This is a genomic window from Paenibacillus sp. FSL R10-2771 (assembly GCF_038000205.1).
GTDB lineage: Bacteria > Bacillota > Bacilli > Paenibacillales > Paenibacillaceae > Paenibacillus_AQ > Paenibacillus_AQ phytohabitans.
Genome location: NZ_JBBOBM010000001.1, coordinates 5,779,517 through 5,799,184 on the forward strand (window position 1 = coordinate 5,779,517; position 19,668 = coordinate 5,799,184).

General features: G+C 50.9%; 17 protein-coding genes. 3 read left to right on the forward strand and 14 right to left on the reverse strand.

Annotated features, from left to right (window positions below):
- Window positions 1-8 precede the first annotated feature (8 nt).
- The 6 genes from NSU14_RS24560 to cysT form a co-directional block, all read right to left on the reverse strand.
- Window positions 9-791 carry an MBL fold metallo-hydrolase gene (locus NSU14_RS24560; RefSeq protein ID WP_340947529.1) on the reverse strand — a complete coding sequence of 261 codons (783 nt, stop codon included), beginning with the start codon at window positions 789-791 and terminating at the stop codon, window positions 9-11.
- Between the two features lie 132 nt (window positions 792-923).
- Window positions 924-1,334: a hypothetical protein gene (locus NSU14_RS24565; RefSeq protein ID WP_340947530.1), complete on the reverse strand. Its 411-nt coding sequence runs from the start codon at window positions 1,332-1,334 to the stop codon at window positions 924-926.
- Window positions 1,335-1,447: 113 nt separating this feature from the next.
- A complete protein-coding gene (locus NSU14_RS24570) occupies window positions 1,448-2,515 on the reverse strand; it encodes a sulfate ABC transporter substrate-binding protein (RefSeq protein WP_340947531.1) in 1,068 nt (355 codons plus the stop codon).
- Between the two features lie 39 nt (window positions 2,516-2,554).
- Window positions 2,555-3,619: a sulfate/molybdate ABC transporter ATP-binding protein gene (locus NSU14_RS24575; protein ID WP_340947532.1), complete on the reverse strand. Its 1,065-nt coding sequence runs from the start codon at window positions 3,617-3,619 to the stop codon at window positions 2,555-2,557.
- A 2-nt stretch (window positions 3,620-3,621) separates the two neighbouring features.
- Window positions 3,622-4,419 carry a sulfate ABC transporter permease subunit gene (locus tag NSU14_RS24580; protein WP_042134367.1) on the reverse strand — a complete coding sequence of 266 codons (798 nt, stop codon included), beginning with the start codon at window positions 4,417-4,419 and terminating at the stop codon, window positions 3,622-3,624.
- Complete coding sequence (gene cysT, locus NSU14_RS24585) at window positions 4,416-5,231, reverse strand: sulfate ABC transporter permease subunit CysT (protein ID WP_042134365.1); 816 nt, start codon at window positions 5,229-5,231, stop codon at window positions 4,416-4,418. Before cysT ends, NSU14_RS24580 begins: the two co-directional genes overlap by 4 nt.
- 195 nt (window positions 5,232-5,426) lie before the next feature.
- On the opposite strand from cysT, the gene NSU14_RS24590 reads away from it, so the two are divergent.
- Window positions 5,427-5,828 carry a secondary thiamine-phosphate synthase enzyme YjbQ gene (locus tag NSU14_RS24590; RefSeq protein WP_042134363.1) on the forward strand — a complete coding sequence of 134 codons (402 nt, stop codon included), beginning with the start codon at window positions 5,427-5,429 and terminating at the stop codon, window positions 5,826-5,828.
- 153 nt (window positions 5,829-5,981) lie between these two features.
- On the opposite strand, the gene NSU14_RS24595 is transcribed toward NSU14_RS24590, so the two are convergent.
- From NSU14_RS24595 to NSU14_RS24605, 3 genes are all read right to left on the reverse strand, one after another.
- Window positions 5,982-6,563 carry a TetR/AcrR family transcriptional regulator gene (locus NSU14_RS24595; protein WP_039296452.1) on the reverse strand — a complete coding sequence of 194 codons (582 nt, stop codon included), beginning with the start codon at window positions 6,561-6,563 and terminating at the stop codon, window positions 5,982-5,984.
- 4 nt (window positions 6,564-6,567) lie between these two features.
- Window positions 6,568-7,200 carry a YigZ family protein gene (locus NSU14_RS24600; protein WP_042134362.1) on the reverse strand — a complete coding sequence of 211 codons (633 nt, stop codon included), beginning with the start codon at window positions 7,198-7,200 and terminating at the stop codon, window positions 6,568-6,570.
- A gap of 130 nt (window positions 7,201-7,330) precedes the next feature.
- Window positions 7,331-8,686 (reverse strand): glucose-6-phosphate isomerase, encoded by a 1,356-nt coding sequence (locus NSU14_RS24605; protein ID WP_039296447.1) that lies wholly within the window; start codon window positions 8,684-8,686, stop codon window positions 7,331-7,333.
- A 263-nt stretch (window positions 8,687-8,949) separates the two neighbouring features.
- On the opposite strand from NSU14_RS24605, the gene NSU14_RS24610 reads away from it, so the two are divergent.
- Window positions 8,950-9,852 (forward strand): NAD(P)-dependent oxidoreductase, encoded by a 903-nt coding sequence (locus NSU14_RS24610; protein WP_042134359.1) that lies wholly within the window; start codon window positions 8,950-8,952, stop codon window positions 9,850-9,852.
- Between the two features lie 100 nt (window positions 9,853-9,952).
- On the opposite strand, the gene NSU14_RS24615 is transcribed toward NSU14_RS24610, so the two are convergent.
- From NSU14_RS24615 to tkt, 4 genes are all read right to left on the reverse strand, one after another.
- Window positions 9,953-10,774 (reverse strand): alpha/beta fold hydrolase, encoded by an 822-nt coding sequence (locus NSU14_RS24615; RefSeq protein ID WP_042134357.1) that lies wholly within the window; start codon window positions 10,772-10,774, stop codon window positions 9,953-9,955.
- 444 nt (window positions 10,775-11,218) lie between these two features.
- Window positions 11,219-12,622, reverse strand: a complete 1,404-nt coding sequence (locus NSU14_RS24620) for a M14 family metallopeptidase (RefSeq protein WP_052421708.1) — start codon at window positions 12,620-12,622, stop codon at window positions 11,219-11,221.
- 307 nt (window positions 12,623-12,929) lie between these two features.
- Window positions 12,930-13,247, reverse strand: coding sequence for a pyrimidine/purine nucleoside phosphorylase (gene ppnP / locus NSU14_RS24625; RefSeq protein ID WP_042134355.1), 318 nt, complete (start codon window positions 13,245-13,247; stop codon window positions 12,930-12,932).
- Window positions 13,248-13,281: 34 nt separating this feature from the next.
- Window positions 13,282-15,333 carry a transketolase gene (gene tkt, locus NSU14_RS24630; protein WP_340947533.1) on the reverse strand — a complete coding sequence of 684 codons (2,052 nt, stop codon included), beginning with the start codon at window positions 15,331-15,333 and terminating at the stop codon, window positions 13,282-13,284.
- A gap of 318 nt (window positions 15,334-15,651) precedes the next feature.
- Between tkt and NSU14_RS24635 the strand changes: the two genes are divergently transcribed.
- Window positions 15,652-16,296, forward strand: a complete 645-nt coding sequence (locus NSU14_RS24635; RefSeq protein WP_340947534.1) for a hypothetical protein — start codon at window positions 15,652-15,654, stop codon at window positions 16,294-16,296.
- An 81-nt stretch (window positions 16,297-16,377) separates the two neighbouring features.
- Here the strand turns inward: NSU14_RS24635 and NSU14_RS24640 are convergent, their stop codons facing one another.
- Window positions 16,378-19,563 (reverse strand): hypothetical protein, encoded by a 3,186-nt coding sequence (locus tag NSU14_RS24640; RefSeq protein ID WP_340947535.1) that lies wholly within the window; start codon window positions 19,561-19,563, stop codon window positions 16,378-16,380.
- Window positions 19,564-19,668: the final 105 nt, after the last annotated feature.

Below are 19,668 nucleotides of genomic sequence, written 5' to 3' on the forward strand. Positions count from 1 at the left end.
CCGGCGCTTCAAGACTCCTCACGATACAGCAGAACCCTCATCCCGGTAACGGCAAGGGTGACCTTCTCCGGCAGAATATAATCCTTCTCCAGATTCACATCATGAGACATATGCGTATATACCGCGCGGCGCGGCTGCACAATTTCAAGCAGGTCTGCCGCCTCCGTCATGTCATATACAGAACGGGTGGACAATTCTGCCGCCTCGTAATAAAAGCTGGTTCCCAGCACCAATAAGTCTGCTCCGTGCATATGCTTCGTTTCCTCCGGTGTGAGGGAGATGGAGTCCGGGCAATAAATCCAGACATAGCCGTTCTTCTCCAGCCGGAAGGCGTAGGAGTAGCCGTTCTTACCGTGGTTGACCCGCCAAGTGCTGATCTGCCAGCCGTCCAATGTAATGCCGTCATCGCAGGGAATCATGTCGATATGAGCACTTAGCCACGGGTATTGGCGCAGGATCACGGGAATCACCTCCGCCGGAGCGTAGAGCTCCCCCCTGAAGCCCATCCAGCGGCAGCTGTCCGCCCATTCCGGCAATCCGCCGATATGGTCAAAGTGAGCATGCGTCACCAGCAACCGCTGCATGCTGCGGTGCCCCAGCAGCTCCATCTGCTTGCGCCAGTCCGGTCCGCAGTCAATCGTCAGAAAGCCGCTGCCGTTATCTATAAAGACAGAAGAACGCAGCCGGTTATTACGGCCGCTCGTTCTTGCTTCCGTGCAGGTTTCACAGTCGCAATAGACCCGGGGTACGCCCATGGCATCCCCTGTTCCCCCAAAAATCAATGTATCCATAAGCCCGCCCTCCTTCATTGTGCAATATTTCAGAGTATCTCAATCTGTATATTATAAAACAGCAGCCGTCCCTTTGCATCCTGCATCCCGATTCCCGCCGCTCCCCCGCCCGCAACACGAAGACGAACAAAATCATCGGCTTATGCAGCCTGTGCAGCTTATGTAGATTATAGGCCGCCTACTTTCGGCGGATTCAGGGGCACTTTTGCCCTTCATTTCCTCCTGCCGCCCACTTTCGGCGGATTCAGAGGGATTTATCCCTTTAATTTCCTCATACCGCCCACTTTCAACAGAATCAGAGGGATTTATCCCTTTAATTTCCCCATACCGTCCACTTCCAGCGGAATCAGAGGGATTTATCCCTTTAATTTCCTCATACCGTCCACTTCCAGCGGAATTAGAGGAATTTATCCCTTTAATTTCCTCATACCGCCCACTTTCAGCGGAATCAGAGGGATTTATCCCTTTAATTTCCTCATACCGCCCACTTTCGGCGGATTCAGAGGGATTCCGATACAAAAACAAAGAGCCGTCCGGCAGCATCCGCCGCAGACCAGCTCTCCTAATCGCCCGCATCTCACCGCAAGCAGGAATCACGAATCTTGCGATTCCCATAAGCAACCATCTGTCATACCGTATCCGTCCGAACTTCCCAACTAAATCCCGGCCAGCACCTGATACCAGATTCCACGCTTGGAATAGAGGGTCGTACGGACTTCTTCCCAGCCGCCAAGGTAGCTGATATCGAACAGTCCCGCTGGAACCGGATACTGGCTCTCATGCTCCGCATAGACCTGCTCGTTCACCGGACGGAAGCCGAATTTGGCGAAGACCTCCTGCGCCTCCGGCGTGGTCAGATAATCCACCAGCGCCTCTGATGCCTCGCGGGTGCCATGCTCATCCGCATATTTGTCCACCACTGCAGCGGGGTTCTCGATCAGGATTGTATTCTGCGGGATGATCACCTCATACTTCACCCCTTGGGCTATCCGCGCCAGCAGCTCATTCTCATAAGTGACGATTACATCGCCTACCCCGTATTCGAAGGCCGCCATCGAAGCGCGTCCGCTTTTATCCAGAGACTCCACGTTGGCGTGTATGCTCTCCAGAAAAGCTTTCGCGGCAGCAGGGTCTTTCGCCCCCTCCTGCTCCTCAGACAGCTTCAGACCCGCCCCGTAGATCGCATTGATGTCCCACTGCGCACCGCCGGATGTCTTCGGATTCGGATAGAGCACCTTCACACCCGGCTTCGCCAGATCGGCAAAATCATGAATGCTCTTGGGGTTGCCTTCCCGTGTACCCAAGGCCACAACCGAACGCGTGACCATTCCGGCCTCGCCGCGTTCCTTCCAGCTCTTCTCCACTAGGCCCGCTTTGACCAGCTTCTCAACATCGCCTTCCATCGCCAGCAGAGTGACATCCGCCTCGAATCCGCCGGCAATCGCCCGCGCCTGGGTTCCGGAAGCCTCATAGGACTCCTGGAATACGATTTTTTGGCCGGTCTTAGCCTGCCATTCCTCCGCGAACAAGGGCAGAATTTCACCCATCGCATCCTTCGCTACGCTGTACGCACCGACCACCAGGGTCAAATCCCCCTGCTGCGCCGCAGCAGCTGTTGAACCTTTCTGCTCATTTCCGCAGCCGGCGGCGGTCAAAGTGAGCACCGCCAGCATTACGACAGCCAGCCATCCGTGCAGTTGTCTGCTCCTTCTGAAAAGCCTCATACCGGCGACACATCCTACATCTTATATTTTTAAATATTTCTAGATAAATACAGGCATCGGATCTTCCTTCAGCCCGTTCTCCTGAATCCAGCTGTGTTCATCATTGAACAGGTAGGCGCGGTGCACAAGCACGGAAATTTTCTGCCCGGGAGTCAGCGTCTCCTTCTCCAACGAGCGATAGGTTACCAGCTTATGACCGTTCACCTCAACCTCCACCAGCCATTCGCTGCCGCGGAAATGCAGATGCTTCACGATGCCCTGCTCGGTGGCCGAAGCCATTTTGAATTCATGCAGGTGGCCTACCTCGATATACTCGGGACGGATCAGTGCCTTGGTCGGTTTGCCGCCGCCTGCCCCTTTGAAGCCCTTCAGCTCGGAGGCACTCTCAATCAGCGTCGATTCCCCGATAAAGGTCGCCACGAACGGTGTCTTCGGCTCCTTGTAGATATCCCATGGCGTACCCTTTTGCTCCAGGCGGCCCTGGTTGATGATCATAATCTCATCCGCCACCTCAATCGCTTCATCCTGGTCATGGGTAACGAAGATCGAGGTTATGCCAACACGCTCAATCAGCTCCCGCAGCCAGGAACGCAGCTCTTGGCGGATCTTCGCATCAATCGCCGCGAACGGCTCATCCAGCAGCAGCAGCTGCGGCTCAGGCGCGAGCGCCCGGGCAAAAGCCACACGCTGGCGCTGACCGCCGGACAGCTGATGCGGATACCGCTTCTCGAAGCCCTTCAGCCCGGTAAGCTCCACCAGCTCAGCTACGCGGTCACGGATGGCATTTTTCGAACTCTTTTTCACCTTCAGCCCGAAGGCAATATTCTCAAACACGGTCATGTGCTTGAACAGCGCATAGTTCTGGAACACGAAGCCGATCTCACGCTCCTGGGGCGGCAAGTTATTCACAGTTTTGCCATGGAAAATAATCTCCCCGCTGTCCGGTGTCTCCAGTCCCGCCAGCATGCGCAGGATGGAGGTTTTGCCGCCTCCGCTTGGGCCGAGCAGCCCGATCAGATGACCTTTGGTAATCCCGAAATTGACGTCCTTCACGGCGTGGAAATCTCCAAAATGCTTATTCAGTCCCCGGACCTCTACATGCATAACTAGTGCACACCCTTTCTTCTCTTGCTCCATTCCATCAACAGCAGCAGACCCGCGGAGAACGCGGCCAGCACCAGCGCTATACCGCCTGCAGCCGTAACATTGAAATTCTCGACATCCTGATAGACCAGCGTGGTCGCAGTCTGCGTTTTGTTCATAATATTGCCGGACACAACGAGCACCGCACCGAATTCACCAAGCGAACGGGCCACCGTCAGAATCACTCCATAGATCACGGCCCAGCGGATCGAAGGCCAGGTCACTTTCCAGAAGGTCGTCCATCCATATGCACCAAGCGTCGAAGCCGCTTCCTCCTGCTGGGAGCCAATCTCCTGCAGCACCGGCATCACCTCACGCACCATCAGCGGGAAGGTCACGAACAATGTGGCAATGACCATTCCGGGAAAAGCATACACAATCTTCACTCCGATTTGTTCAAACAGCGCACCCAGCGCACTGTCCGGCCCCAGCAGCAGGACGATCATCAGACCGCCGATCACCGGCGATACCGCATAAGGCAGGTCAACGATGCTGTTCAGCAGGCTTTTCAGGCGCCGTCCCAGCCAGTTCGCCCGCACCAGATACAAAGCCATCATGATACCAAACAGCGTATTCAGCAGCGTAACTACGACCACCACGAATCCGGTCATCATCAGCGCGTGCAGCGCCTCCGGCCGGGTCAGGGCATTCCAGAAGCCGCCCCAGCCTTCGCTGAAGGCACCGATCGTCATTTTACCCAGCGGCGCGGCAATCAGCAGGAAGAATACGAGATACGTCAGTGTAATCCAGAGTCTTCTCATGATCTTCTCCCCCGCATCTGCAGCAGACTAATCAGCCAGAGAATAAGAAAGGACAAGGTCAGGAGAATGATGGAGACCGCTGCGGCCCCCACCGGATTATCACTCTCAACTTCGCCGAAAATAAATACCGATGACACCAGCGTCCGCCCCGGAATATTGCCCGCCACCAGCACAACCGCTCCGAATTCAGCGAGCGCCCGGGAGAAGGCCAGCATCCCCCCGCCAATCATACCCGGTGACATCGACGGCAGAATGACCTGCAGGAAGACCCGGCTGGGCTTAGCCCCCATCGTATACGCCGCCTCTTCTTCAGAAGCGTCCAGCTCCTCCAGCAGCGGCTGCACCGCCCGGATCACGAAGGGAAAAGTGACGAAGACCATGGCAATCACAATCGCCGGCTGATGAAAAACAATCTCAAACCCCAGCGACTCCGCCAGACCGCCGATTAGGCTCCCTGGACCCAGCAGCAGAAGGATCATTAGGCCTCCAACGGCAGTAGGCAGGGCAAACGGGAGATCAACCAGGCTGTTCAGCAGCGCTTTGCCGGGAAACTTATAGCGTATAAGCACCCAGGCAATCATCGTCCCCAGCAGCACATTAATGAGTGTGGCGATAACCGCCAGCTTAAGCGTCAGTAAAACCGACTTCCAGGCAATCGGATCCATAATACTCTCGACAAAACTGCCAATACCGAGCGAGAATGAATTGTAATAGACACCGAGTATCGGCAGCACGATCAGCACTACAAAATAAAGTAAAATAGTTGTACGGAATCCCCAGGTCCAGCCTTTGTGTCTAATCAACGAATTCAATGGTTAAGCCTCCCACCTCCGGCTATCCGGTCGGTATACTCGTCTTTAAAGCTGTAATTATTCCTATTAATATACTTGGTTTAAAGTTATCACTACTTTACCAAAGACCGCTTGCTGCCGTCAATTACTTTCGTAGCTTTTGGGTTAAAGTATATATAACATTCATTTTGCCTATGTAAGAGAGGGGAGTTCATTATGCTTCATACTATGGAGATCAGCACCAGCAAACGGGATGAGTTACGGGATATCACCCGCGAGGTCCAAGCTTATGTGAAGAAAAGCGCAGTGCGAAGCGGAATTATTGTAGTGTATTGTCCGCACACCACCGCGGGGATTGCGATTAACGAGAACGCCGACCCGGATGTGAAACATGATGTGCTGATGCGCCTGGATGAAGTCTATCCGTGGGAACATCCGAAATACCGCCACGCCGAGGGCAATACCGCTTCCCATCTGAAGTCAATCACAGCAGGCCCTTCCCAAACCATTATTATTCATGATGGAGCCTTGCTGCTGGGCCGCTGGCAGGGGATCTATTTCTGTGAGTTCGACGGTCCAAGACACCGGCAGTATTATCTGAAAATCATCGGGGGGTAGTCCGTTATTCCGTATAAAAGCTTATAGAAAAGCAGCTTCGCCGGTTCCTGCGGAGCTGCTTTCTATATTATTTATAGCTTCTATAACACTTTCACCAATCAATGTTATACCAATGCAACGCTCTAAAGTGCGGATTGCTAAAAAAAACAGCTATTATAAACTGCGGCTTAGTACTTTGACATGCGTAAGTGCGGCTTGCTTCACATCTTCGAACAGCACCTTATCTTGAATATAATATGAAATAAATCCGTGAGCAGACAAGAACAGGGTCAGCGGCACACTTTGCCAGTCTTCCGACACATATCCCTCTTCCTTCATATGACGGCGGACAATACCTGCAAACAACTCGAAACATCGGCCCTGTTCTGCTCTACAATAGGCAAGCAGCTCTTCATCGCGGATCATGAACATAATCTCATACTGGTACGGATGATCCAGCCCGAAACGGATGAACTCCATGATCAGTTGTTCAACACGGGTCATTCCCTCTTCAGGGGGCATGCTCATTGCCTGATTCAGCAGTGTGGCCACATGATTGAAATCCTCGACTACGATTGCGTAGAATAATTCAGCCTTCTCTTTGAAGTGATAATAGAGAGAACCGTGACTATAACCCAGATGCTGGCCGATGCTGCGCATCGAAATGGCCCGGTACCCTTTGGTTATAAAAAGATGCCTCGCCGCCTCCAATATCCTTTCTCTCGACAATTCCTGCTCCACTGCTCTTCTTGCCATAAATTTATTCCCCTTCGCTGTAGTAAAGCCGCCGCCCTTCCGTAACCTGGGCTTGCGCCCCGGTAAGATCGGTTATCCATGCGATAAATGCGTCACCTTCATCATTGCGCGGAAGACATAGCAGCGTAACTTTATCCGTAAATAAAGTTTCGCCAGTCTGGATGCCTCTGCCCCGCAGCGCGTTCTCCACCTTGCCCAGCCAGGTGTATTCGATTTCCACGAACACCTCCCGCCTCAGCACACGGGTGATCACCTCTCCGGCTTCAAGTGCCAGCACTGCGCCGTCTGTATAGGCACGAATCAGTCCGCCTGCGCCCAGCATAATGCCTCCGAAATAACGGGTAACTACAATAGCGACATTTTTAACCTTTTGGCTGCGGATTACTTCCAAAATCGGCTTCCCGGCCGTTCCACTCGGTTCACCGTCATCCGACTGTCTTTGGATCTCATCCCTCTCACCAATCATATAAGCAGAACAGTTATGTGTAGCGTTCCAGTGCTGCTTCTTGATGTCTTCAATGAATAGCACGGCTTCTTCTTCGCTCTCCACCGGCATTACATGTCCGATGAAGCGTGATTTACGGATTACGACTTCCCGTGAACCGGGAGCACGTACCGTCCGGTATTGTTCCAGCATTTGTTGTCCATTCCTTAATATACATATGATAACTTGATATATATTAGGAGCAGCCCCCGGTAATGGTTACCTATGGACTGCTCCCTGATGACTTACATTTAGTATGAATGATCTGCGCGTATGGTTACAACTACTCAGTAAGTCTGGCTTCCAGCTCTGCCTTTTCTTTCTCGTAGCCCGGTTTACCGAGCAATGCGAACATATTCTTCTTGTAAGCTTCAACGCCCGGCTGATCGAACGGATTCACACCCAGCAGGTATCCGCTGATGCCGCAGGCTTTCTCGAAGAAGTACACCAGATAGCCGAAAGTATAAGGCGTCTGGTCAGGAATAGTGACGATCAGGTTCGGCACTTGGCCGTCTGTGTGCGCCAGCATGGTTCCCTGGAAGGCCTTCTTGTTCACGAAGTCCATCGTCTTGCCTGTCAGGAAGTTCAGTCCGTCCAGATCATCAGGATCAGACTCGATCGATACATGGTGCTGTACCTGTTCTACCTGGATAACCGTTTCAAAGATATTGCGGTTACCTTCTTGAATGAACTGACCCATGGAGTGCAGGTCTGTCGAGAAGTCAACGGAGGAAGGATAGATTCCTTTGTAATCCTTGCCTTCGCTTTCTCCGTAGAGCTGTTTCCACCATTCAGATACAAAGTGCAGGGACGGCTCGTAGTTCACGAGGATTTCCGTAGTCTTGCCTTTGCGGTAAAGTGCGTTACGTACTGCGGCATATTGATAGCTCTGGTTCGTAGCTACATCCGGATTGTTGAACTCATCGGCTGCAGCTGCGGCCCCTTGCATCATTTCTTCAATGTTGATTCCAGCTACAGCGATTGGCAGAAGGCCTACCGGTGTCAGAACGGAATAACGTCCGCCTACATCATCAGGAATAATGAACGACTCGTAGCCTTCTTCGTTAGCCAGCTTCTTGAGTGCGCCCTTCTCCTTGTCTGTAGTTGCGTAGATACGTTTGCGGGCTTCTTCCTTGCCGTATTTCTTCTCCAGTGCTGCACGGAAGATACGGAAGGCAATAGCCGGTTCAGTAGTCGTACCCGATTTGGAGATTACGTTCACGGAGAAGTCTTTGCCTTCTACCAGATCAAGCAAATGTGTGATGTAGGTAGAGCTGATGTTGTTGCCGGCAAAATAAACTTCCGGAGTCTTGCGCTTGTCCTTGGACAGGTTGTTGTAGAACGAATGCGAAAGCGCCTCAATAGCTGCGCGTGCTCCCAGGTAAGATCCGCCGATACCGATAACGATCAGTACATCGGAATCACTTTGGATTTTCTTGGCAGCCTGCTGAATACGGGCGAATTCTTCCTTGTCGTACGCTGTAGGGAGATCAATCCAGCCCAGGTAATCGGAGCCGGCTCCGCTCTTGTTATGCAGCTGTTCGTGGGCCAGTTTCACCGGAGCGGCGAAATAGTCAATCTCAGTCTGGCTGAAGAAGGAAAGGGCTTTGGTGTAGTCAAAATTAATCTTCTTGGACATCGGTAATGGTAGCCTCCTGTTTATCTCTTTAGATTTGACACCGTTTGTTGCAACATTATTATCTAGGATACTTTAATTTGCCTTGACTGGCAAGGTCTTAAGGCATATCCCCGGCTTTGGAACCATGTTTATGAAAATTTCATGGAAGCGTTTACTGCCCGGAACCGGAAACCTGTTCTGTGGAACATGCCAGGACCTTCTGATAGAATGTAGACAAACTTAGTTTCTATATTATGATCTCAAAGAGCAAAGGTGGAAATGAAATGAAACAGATCGGCTTTATCGGACTCGGAACGATGGGAGCGCCTATGGCGTCTAACCTGCTGCGCAGCGGCTTTGAGGTTACGGTGTACAACCGCACAGCAGAGAAATGCAGACCTCTGGAGCAGGAAGGCGCGAAGGTTGCCGCAACTCCGCAGGCTGCGGCTGAAGGCAAGAATGTTATTATCACCATGATCAGCAATGATGATTCGATCCGGGAAGTATTCTACGGTGATAACGGTATTCTGGCTGTCCTCCAGCCGGGAACAACCGTCGTAGATTCAAGCACCATCTCCCCCGGGCTCGCAAAGGAAATTGCCGCAGCTGTAGAAGAACGGGGCGGCAGCTTCCTCGATGCTCCGGTAACGGGCAGCAAACCTGCTGCCATCGAAGGCACACTGGTCTTCATGGTTGGCGGCAGCGCCGAAGTGATTGAAGAGCACCGTGATATCTTTGACTCCATGGGCAGACTGCTGCTGCATATGGGTGCTAACGGCAGCGGTGCCGTAGCCAAGCTCGCTCACAATGCCATGGTCGGCATTCATAATGTCGCCCTCGCCGAAGGCTTCTCCATCGCCGTGAAATCAGGTGTTCCCGCAGATAAGTTCCTCGAGCTGGTGAAGAACGGATCGGCAGGCAGCAAGCAGGCTGAGCTGAAGGGACAGAAGATTATTGATAATGATTTCAGCAACCAGTTCTCCCTTGCTCTGATGCTCAAGGATCTCAAGCTGGCATCCTCGCTCAGCGATTCTACCGGCGTACCTTCGCCTATGCTTGGTGTCGCCAAGAGTATGTTCCAGGCGGGCTTCAATCACGGCTACGGGGATGAAGACCTGTCTGCTGTGGTGAAATCTTACGAAGACTGGATCGGCCAGAAGATCGGCGGCAAGGCTGACCAGAAATAATAAACCATACTCAATCAACAATTCCTGCAGGCGCAGCCGGATTTCTGGCTGCGCTTTTTAAATGCAGCATTATATAAAACAAACTTCTCTTTAATTGCCGCTAACTGCCGCTGCTTACTCTGGCCAGCCATTCTTTGGTCATCACCGCGAACAGCTCTTCCTGTTCCAGCTGCAGATTATGGCCGGCACGGTCGAGCACGGCGAAAGTCGCATGCGGATAGACATCCAGCAGCTTCCACGCATCCTTGAACCCTGTCAGCGAATCCTGTCTTCCTGTTATAATTAGAGCCGGCTTGTCAAAGCGCGGGACAGCATCCACGTCAAAGCTGAACGAATATCCGCCTGCCGCTTTTATCCGTTCCATAAAGGCCTCATCTGCCAGCTTCAGTCCGCTTAGTATCTCATGCTCGAACCGCTCCCATATTGCTCTATTCTGAACGACTGCAATGGAAATGAATTCTTCCCTGTCCGCTGCGCTTAGTTCTCCCAGCAATTCTTCATCATGTTCCATCACTTCATGGCGAGGAAGCGTCCTCTTGGAGGATTCAGCAATGATACATGGGCAGAGCAGCAACAAGCCGTCAATAAGCTCCGCGTAATCCCGTAATAATCCTCTCGCCAGATATCCGCCATAGGATTGGCCGGCAAGTATGAAACGTTCTCCGGGAATCAAGGCTTCAATCATCAGCTTCACCGCCTGCAGCATATCATCTGAGGATCTGATCCAGTCTGCTCCTGGTGACATGCCCATTCCGGGAAGATCAATATATATCCGCCTATAGTGATCCTGCTCTGTGAACAGTGGTTCCATACATGCGGCCATCATCCGGTGATCCGGACCGTTACCGTGAATGATCAGCAATGGCTTGCCCTTCCCGGCTTCCTCATAGTTGAAGCTTATGTAATTATCTGAGTACCGCATATATATTCCACTCCTCTGAACAACCCTAAATAACCATTAGCAAACATACGTTCTTATATAATGGTAACAAATTTCCGGTTATATGGCAAGCATTAACATATGAATATACGCTTCCTATTTCACACCAAAAAGCCCCGCTAATTAGCGGAGCATCTGTAAATACATAATTATAAAGGCTAATTCGTTGCCTGCAGAATGTAGACTTCTTAGTCTTAGTAACGCTGTAGACATACATGTTGTAAGTTATATAACTCTGATTCCTCGATACCTGGGTGTACAGGAGAATTGTTGTATGAAATGGATTCGGGCTGATTTAATGAGGAAAATGTTGTATTCCGGGCAGGATTTCAAAAAAGTTACCTGAGCTCTTTGATCGAGAGATTCCTGTGACAACAGCAGCCCCCCGGAAGGCTAAATATCACAGTGTAAAGATCCTATCATTGTTCAAAGAGTACCCGCAGCACTTTCCGGCTGTTCTCCTCCGGTTATCCCGGCACCTGTTGCCGGATCCTGCACTATCTCCTCTTCGGGCCAGGTAATCGTTGCCTTACGCCCGTCAATCCACAGGTTCCCGCCCGGCGTCAAAGCCAGCAGCCAGGTCCCCCATCTTCCCGATACCGGGACGGTCTGCGGATCGAGAAAGGTTACTTTCGGCGAGTATGCATCCGGATACTGATAAGCAGGTATACGTTCGCTCCATCCGGCATTTGCCGTAATCTCCTCGATGATGGCCAGCTTCCCGGGGGACGGATGAATCCATCCCAGTCCTTCCGTTGCCTGAACCTGATACCAGTCACCCTTCCTGGCAATGACTTGAAGCTGCTGCGGCTGCAGAGGGATACCTCCGGCAGAAGCCCCTATCTTCGTATAAAGCTCCGTGCCCGCCAGCAGGCTCATGGATTGCTGCAGATACTCCGCCTTTTGCTTATTCAGCCACAAGGAATAGGACTGTCCTGCAGAATACAATCCAACCACCTTGTTCTCAGACCAGATGCCGCTGAACTGTCTTAACGGAACATTGCTCTCCCCTGCATAGCTTGCAATTTCAATCGTGAATCCTGGACGGCCGTATTCCTGGATGAACCAATCCTTATATCCGCCGCCCGAAGGATTCTTCTCAGGAGCGACCAGAGAATATCCGGTCAGATTGGCAAGCGATCTGGCCATGGCTTTGTCGCGGTTCACATTGCTGCCGGGTGTGTTGAAGTGCCAAAAAATAATTTCACCGGAGCTATGATAAGAAATCGTTACTTCCGGATCAATTCTTTGCGTAAAGTTCATCATCATCTGCACTTCAGGAGCTTCCCCCGGCATCTTTCCCTTATAATTCTGATACCATGGATACGAACCTGCATTCTTAATGCTGTTCCAGTTCGCCGGATACTGGCGGTTAAGATCAATTCCCTGCATATTTGCTTTCCAGCGGGTAAAATCGCTGCTGTTCCCGTTATATTTACGCAGCATCTGGGCCAAATCAGCCGGCAGTCCTGCCGTCCCTTGCTGGGACAAGGCAACCCCATCCGGATTGACCATCGGTACGATCCAAATGCTGACTTCATTCAGTAAACTGCGTACGTTATAGCCGCCTATCGTCTCATTATTATCATAAGCCTGGGCGTAAGTGTCGGTCATTTTCATCAACAGGCTGCTGGTCATCCATTCTCTGGCATGATGGGAACCGTTAAGAAACAGCGCAGATTCTCCCCGCCCCAGCTTCACAGCCCACAGCTGACGTCCATACGGAGTCTCCCCCAAAGATTCGGATGATACCAGGTCGGGGTATTCCGCTACTAATCTCTCAATATCCCTTTGCATAAGGGTATAGGAATAGACCTGATTGGGATTCACTATATTTGCCCCTGCATAGATTGTCCCTGAAGGTACAAATATCAGTAGCGATAATAGACAACTGAACAATAATAGCGCAACCTTATGTATTTCCTTGCAAAAGCCTGACTTGCTCACATCCCCATCTCCTCTATCTTTTTACAAGCAGAAGCGCCAGTTGGCAAATTGATAGTGGAAGTATATGAGAATGTATCTATTTCGTCAATAATGGATTAAATATATTCTTCTTTTGTCGAATAGTGGAATAAAAAAAGAAGCACCCCGGAAGCAAGGGCTCCGGAATACTTCTTCATTTCAGTGCTTTGAATTACACAATTGGGTAAGAACAGCAATAATCAGTTAATGCGAAGACCTCCAGCGCAAACTTGGAGTTGCCGGGAACATGGAACGTTTCTGTTCCGTCGATGTCTTTCCACACGTCAGTACCGGGAAGCAGTACTTTAAGATTGCCGGAGAGGATTTCCATCGTCTCTGGACCTTCTGTGCCGAATTCATACACTCCAGGCAGCATAATGCCGAGTGTCACCTTGGTGCCGTCCTCTAAAGTAACTGTACGGCTGGTAACTTTTCCGTCGTAATAGATGTTCGCTGCTTTTTGAATTGTCGCATTGGTGAACTGACTCATATGCTTATTCTCCCCTTTAAGGTTAATCGGTCTATTATAGCAGGGCTTTCACGCGGCTGACTACATTTTCCACGGTGAAGCCATACTCTCTGATTACTGTATCGCCAGGGGCGGATGCGCCGAAGGTAGTGATACCCAGGATGTCGCCTTGATCGCCTGTATAACGTTCCCAGCCGAAGGTTTGTGCCATTTCAATCGCCAGGCGGGCTTTCACTTCAGGCAGAATTACGGAATCACGGTAAGCCTTGTCCTGTTTCTCGAACAGATCCCAGCTCGGCAAGCTGATTACACGAACATCGATACCTTCTTCGGCAAGAGCAGCCTGAGCTTTAACAGCCAGTTGTACTTCAGAGCCTGTAGCAATGATCTGAGCCTGTGGAGTACCGTTCTTGGAATCAGATACTACATAACCGCCGCGTTTGATGTTATCACGTACGCCTTCCACTGTTCCTGGCAGGATCGGCAGGTTCTGACGGGTCAGTACCAGCGCTACCGGATTTGCAGTGTTCTCCATAGCATAAGCCCAGGCTGCTGAAGTTTCGTTACCGTCAGCCGGACGAAGCACCGTAAGGCCTGGAATGATACGCAGGGAAGCCAGCTGTTCAATCGGCTCATGGGTAGGGCCGTCTTCACCGACAGCGATACTGTCATGCGTGAGCACGTAGGTTACCGGCAGCTTCATGATGGAAGCCAGACGGACAGCCGGACGCAGGTAATCCGTGAATACGAAGAACGTACCGCCGAATACTTTGAGACCGCTGTGCAGTGCAATTCCGTTCATAGCCGCAGCCATACCGAATTCACGGACGCCGAAGTAAATGTTACGGCCGTCATAAGATTCCGAAGTGAACTGGGACAGACCGTTCAAGTGAGTCATCGTCGAGCTCTCAAGGTCAGCAGAACCCCCAACCAGCTGCGGGATACCGGCAGTCAAACCGTTCAGCGCATTACCGGAAGCTACACGGGTGGACACTGCTTTGTCTTCTGCTTTGTAGAATGGCAGATTGGCATCCCAGCCTTCAGGAAGCTCGCCGCTGAGTGCAGTCTCAAGCTGTGCTGCAAGCTCAGGATAAGCTTTCTTGTAGGCTGCAAACTTCTCATCCCATGCTTTGTTAGCCGCGATTCCTTTGGCCTTCACTTCAGCAAAGCTGGCGCGCACTTCGTCCGGTACAAAGAAATCTTCTTCATATACCCATTTGTAGAAGTCCTTCGTAAGCTTCGCTTCATCAGCACCCAGCGGGGAACCGTGAGTACCGCCATGTCCGCCTTTACCTTGTTTGTTCGGGCTGCCGTAGCCGATAACGGTCTTCACTTCGATCAATGTTGGTTTGCTACTGTCTGCTTGAGCTTCGGCAAGAGCCTTACCGAGTGCAGGAAGATCGTTGCCGTCTTCTACGCGCAGAACCTGCCAGCCGTAAGCTTCGAAACGTTTGGCCACATTCTCGGAGAACGCGAGGTTCAGCTTGCCGTCGAGGGAAATATCATTGGAATCGTACATTACAATCAGTTTGCCCAGCTTCAAATGGCCGGCAAGCGAAGCGGACTCGGAAGAGATCCCTTCCATCAAGTCGCCATCGCCACAGATCGCATATGTGTAATGGTCAATTACATTATGTTCGTCTTTATTGTAAGTAGCACCCAGCTGCGCTTCAGCCATCGCCATACCTACAGCCATACCGATACCTTGTCCAAGCGGACCGGTTGTCGCATCTACACCTGCAGTGTGGCCGAACTCCGGATGTCCCGGTGTCAAGCTGCCCCATTGGCGGAACTGCTTCAATTCTTCCATCGGCAGATCATAGCCGCTCAGGTGAAGTAAGCTGTAGAGCAGCATGGAGCCATGTCCCGCAGACAATACAAAACGGTCACGGTTTACCCAAGTCGGGTGATCCGGGTTATGATTCATCGTCTTGGCGAACAACTGGTATCCCATAGGTGCGGAACCCATTGGCATACCGGGATGTCCTGAATTTGCTTTTTCAATCGCATCAATAGCAAGTGTACGGATCGTAGTGATGGCCAGGTTGTCCACCGTCGAGTTTTCTTCTTTATGGATGGCTTGATCTTTTTTTTCTTGTTCAGTCATTAAAATAATCCTCCTCAAATCAAGAATGTCATTTTGACTATTATTGTATCACGTAAGTGGAAGCATTTCCAATTGTTTTTGCTACAGCTTATAGTTAGCGGCTTCTGCCAGGTCTATGCACTCTACCACCAGCTTCGCAGAGTTTCGGAAGGGTTGGGGAGGATGCAATACTGGGATGGAGGAACTTAGCCTTAAGTCTAGTTTCTATCTAAGACTAAAGTTTGTTTTACAAAGCTGATTTATACAGTAAGATGGAAGTACCTCAGCAATATTTTTTACCGGATTATCCATTACTTCCAGCAGAAAGGGATTTCGAAGATGACTGCAAATAGAGATATCTATGTTGTGCTTACCGGAACGGGTACGGCCTTCAGCGGAATTATTAAATGGTTCACCAAAGCAGAGCTGAATCATGCTTCGATCGCCTTTGACAGTGAACTGCGCGAGGTCTACAGCTTCGGGAGAAAAAGAGTGCACAATCCGTTTATCGCCGGACTGATCCATGAGAACTTTATCCATCCGTTCTACAGCAGTGCAGACTGTGCCATCTATCAGCTTAGAGTCAGTTCCGAAGAGTATGACACCATGTACAACCATGTCCAAGGTATGATGCAGAATCAGGAGCGCTATAAATATCATCTGCTCGGCCTGGTGGGTGTGCTGCTGAATGTCCGGATCGACAGGGAGGATGCTTTTTTCTGCTCACAATTTGTAGCCTCTGTATTTGAAGAAACGGCCGTGCATCCGGTGGCCAAGCCCTCCTGCTTCGTAACTCCGGATGATTTCGCCTCGTCCCTGTGTGCCCACAAGATATTCAGCGGCAAACTTTCCTATTATATGCGCCGTAATAATCGTGTGGCTCTCCTCACATCCAGCTTACATACCACCAGTTCACCCGTTCCGGGGGCGGTTGCCGCACGAATGCTCCGCTTAAACGAAGAACGGACTGAGGGGATCGTCTGAACGATCTCCCTCCGCCCGTAGGATGCTGCGTGATATGAACAGATAAGAATAAGATACCGGTAGCTGAGTGACTAAGTTCCGTTATTTTACGCGATGACTCTGATAATATTCTGACCAATCCCCCAGAATGGTTACCGTAACTGAATCGACTTTGGTGGTGAATTCATTAGTCGCGGTAAAAGTGAACGTAACCGGACCATCCGGCAGCTGTTCAAACGACGGGTCTGCCAATTCGCCTGTCCACTTGGTCTTGTCACTTCCGGTCGGACTCAGCTGCGCTGTATACCCTCCGCTCATTGTAACCTGAACGGTATCCGGCAATCCGGTTGCCGTGCCCTGCAGCACGAATTTCTCCCCCGCCCAATAAACAGTATACCCCCGCGGACTCTCCGCATTCCCGCTTTTATTCAAATTGTAAGCCTGACGGTTGCTGTTCCACTCCTCTGTGTGCTGGACAGCCCCCTTAATGCTGAGCAGATTGACCATCATATATTTGCGCGGAGACACACTGCTCCAGCCGAACCCGTCATCCCCCTCAACTTCCACAGCATATTTCTCATTCTCAGCAAGCATGCCAGAAGGAACCTTCCACTGCTTAGCGCCGGATACCTGTTCACCGGACTGGGCCTTTACCGCCCCGCTTGCCAGATTAATAATACGTACTTTGAAGCGTTGCTGCACATCGCCGTCTTCATCCTGATAATCCCACTGAATCACAGGGGTGAGTGTACTAACAATGGTTGGACTGGATGGGCTGGTGCTGGTTGGATAAATAATATTCACAGCCGGAATCCGGTTCACGACCGTGATATTCTGCGACAGCTCCCGGTATAGTCCCAGACTGTCCGTGACGACTTGCCGCAGCGCGAAGGTTCCGTTTGACGTGAATTGCTTGGTGAAGCTCTCCTGTATGCTGGCCAACCCTTCGTTCCCGCTTGAAGGCTTAAGGAAATATTGATATTTAATACTGTCGCCCTTCGGGATATCCGCATCTGTTGCAGTGCCAGTGATCTGCAGTACATCCGTCCGGTAAATGGGTACCGCTGCTGCATTGCGGCCCGTATCCGTCATCAGGGTAAAACCGGCATGCGGCGGATTATCGATGATGAAGGCTTTTTCATTGGAGACTTCCGACCAGGAGCCTTTTGAATAAGCCCGGGCGTATAGGCTGAAGATCGCGAACCGTTCAAAGGTGGGATTAAGCACCTGATACTGACGCAATCCGCCGGTAGAATCTGTATTCTCGACTGTTTTGGCCAACTGTCCGTCTTTCGCGAAGAACTCCAGCCGGTATTTCTCCTGCGGATCGTTCTCCGGATCACTGTAGTTCCACCCAATGAGAGGATCGCCCTGCAGCTCTGCATCCAGAACAGTCGGATTTGTAACCGTACCTGCCGGAGCCGTAAGCGTGATAGCTGGAGCCTGGTTTTCAATGACATCAATCTTTAGCTTAGCCACGTTTGACTTTGCACCGATTTGATCCACTACCCAATGTTCCAGGGTGTAGGACCCTGTGTCCGGGAAATCTATATTTATATTGGCTGTGCGGTACATTGTTGTGGTTCCATCGCTGCTGGTAACCTTCCAGTAGTATTGTAAGCTGCTTGCATCCGACGAGTCTTCATCCGTATCCACACCATAGTAGGTTTTGTTGTCATATTGGTATACAACCGCTGGTCCATTGATTCCTGCCGTTGGAACATGATTCTTGACCGTAAACAACCGAGTGGCATTCGAACTCAGCAATCCATCCGATGCTGTAAGCCGCATTTCCCACCCATCAGAGATGGCCTGCTGCTGTGATATCCCGTAGTTTGAAATTAAATCATGGATCGTTATCACTGGACTCCGATTACCGCTGGTATAATAATAGCCTGAGTTATTGATCCGTGCGTTCCAGCCATAACTCAGTCTGTCCCCATCCTCGTCCGGATCGGGCGTCAAATTTTCCAGCGGAATTACCGTATCCCGGTACACTTCAGATGGCATATAGAATGCAGCTGCAGGTGGATGATTCATGACCTGCACGGTTTGGCTGTAGGGTTCTGACCAAAGCCCCCGATTATCATGGACCTGTAAGGTTAACTGGTAAGTCCCCACTCCGTAGGCGGCAATATTCGGAGGTGTAGTTGCCCCGCCCCAATGACTCCATACCTGCTGCCAGCCGTCCTTAACCACCGTCCAGCTATACACATCAAGCGGATCATTATCCGGATCAAAGGACTTGTCTGTGACCGTCGTAGACTTACGATAGGATACAATGTTGGGATCTACCGTAAAGAGTGCAACCGGTGGGAGATTCCCCCCATTGCCAACAGTACGCACACACCAGTCACTCCAAACTCCTGCTCCATTTTCTCCGTCCACATCACGCACCCGCAGCCGGATATCATATTGATCAGATGTCGGCAGCTGCGCAGGCGGTTGCCCGTCCATCCACATTTCAGATTCGGTTATTTTATACTGCCATTGCCAATCCATCAAGCCCTTGTTATACGCCTTAATATGATCAAGATCGTAGGAGCTATCTGTGATTTGGAGCCATCCCCCCGTTAGCTTCGCACTAAACAGAGCAATCGGCTTGCGGTGTACGTGAAACGTCATGGATGATAAATTATCGCGGCTCCATAGCCGGTAATCATCGAACCGATCATCACTTTTTGGATTATCTCGAGCCTGGAAGGTGGCCACATACACCCCGCTGTAGGGGAATGACTGATACTGGGAATTCCGCCATAGACCACTGTCACCAATGATCCCCATCGAATTGTCAAAAAAGTTCGGATCGTGATCATACCGGTACCTGTCTTGATACTTCGGGTCCCCTTCATAATCTGTATAGGATGTCGTGATGTCTACAGGTGTATTGATTAAGATAAAAGACTTATTCCTTAACCTATAGGACACATTTACATATAGTGTCCTCTCGTCTTTGAAGTTGTATGGATCTACGACTTTGACAGTGATCGTATGCCGTCCAGGAGGTATCCCGTCTGCCAAAACGTCTATGGGTATGGAAAATGGTTTATTATATAATGCCTGCGGAATGGTTACTTTCTTGTAGAAAACATTCGGGATCTCCGCACTGACCACCACATCGTTATTGTCCACATCGCGTACATATCCTTCAATGTTCATCCCGCTGAAGCCCGGCTCGTTAATGAGCTGCTGTTCGCTCGGAGTCGTTACGGTTAGACTTGGAGCTGAATTGATAATTAACGGCACATCGTAAAAATAACGTTGGGCGGCATTCGCCCAACCATTCATGGGAGTGTGATACCAATGACTATCTCTTGCCCATACCACAATATCTAACTTGGTAGGAAGTTCCCGATCCCATGGTACACTCACCTGACTCGTAGGTGGTCCTGA

Coding starts and splice junctions, on each gene's coding strand:
- NSU14_RS24590 (WP_042134363.1), top strand. CDS start 5,427: ATGCTTCATACTATGGAGATCAGCACCAGCAAACGGGATGAGTTACGG.
- tkt (WP_340947533.1), bottom strand. CDS start 15,333: ATGACTGAACAAGAAAAAAAAGATCAAGCCATCCATAAAGAAGAAAAC.
- NSU14_RS24560 (WP_340947529.1), bottom strand. CDS start 791: ATGGATACATTGATTTTTGGGGGAACAGGGGATGCCATGGGCGTACCC.
- NSU14_RS24570 (WP_340947531.1), bottom strand. CDS start 2,515: ATGAGGCTTTTCAGAAGGAGCAGACAACTGCACGGATGGCTGGCTGTC.
- NSU14_RS24615 (WP_042134357.1), bottom strand. CDS start 10,774: ATGCGGTACTCAGATAATTACATAAGCTTCAACTATGAGGAAGCCGGG.
- NSU14_RS24640 (WP_340947535.1), bottom strand. CDS start 19,563: ATGAATGGTTGGGCGAATGCCGCCCAACGTTATTTTTACGATGTGCCG.
- ppnP (WP_042134355.1), bottom strand. CDS start 13,247: ATGAGTCAGTTCACCAATGCGACAATTCAAAAAGCAGCGAACATCTAT.
- NSU14_RS24610 (WP_042134359.1), top strand. CDS start 8,950: ATGAAACAGATCGGCTTTATCGGACTCGGAACGATGGGAGCGCCTATG.
- NSU14_RS24595 (WP_039296452.1), bottom strand. CDS start 6,563: ATGGCAAGAAGAGCAGTGGAGCAGGAATTGTCGAGAGAAAGGATATTG.
- NSU14_RS24575 (WP_340947532.1), bottom strand. CDS start 3,619: ATGCATGTAGAGGTCCGGGGACTGAATAAGCATTTTGGAGATTTCCAC.
- NSU14_RS24635 (WP_340947534.1), top strand. CDS start 15,652: ATGACTGCAAATAGAGATATCTATGTTGTGCTTACCGGAACGGGTACG.
- NSU14_RS24580 (WP_042134367.1), bottom strand. CDS start 4,419: ATGAGAAGACTCTGGATTACACTGACGTATCTCGTATTCTTCCTGCTG.
- NSU14_RS24600 (WP_042134362.1), bottom strand. CDS start 7,200: ATGCTGGAACAATACCGGACGGTACGTGCTCCCGGTTCACGGGAAGTC.
- NSU14_RS24565 (WP_340947530.1), bottom strand. CDS start 1,334: ATGCTGCCGGACGGCTCTTTGTTTTTGTATCGGAATCCCTCTGAATCC.
- NSU14_RS24605 (WP_039296447.1), bottom strand. CDS start 8,686: ATGTCCAAGAAGATTAATTTTGACTACACCAAAGCCCTTTCCTTCTTC.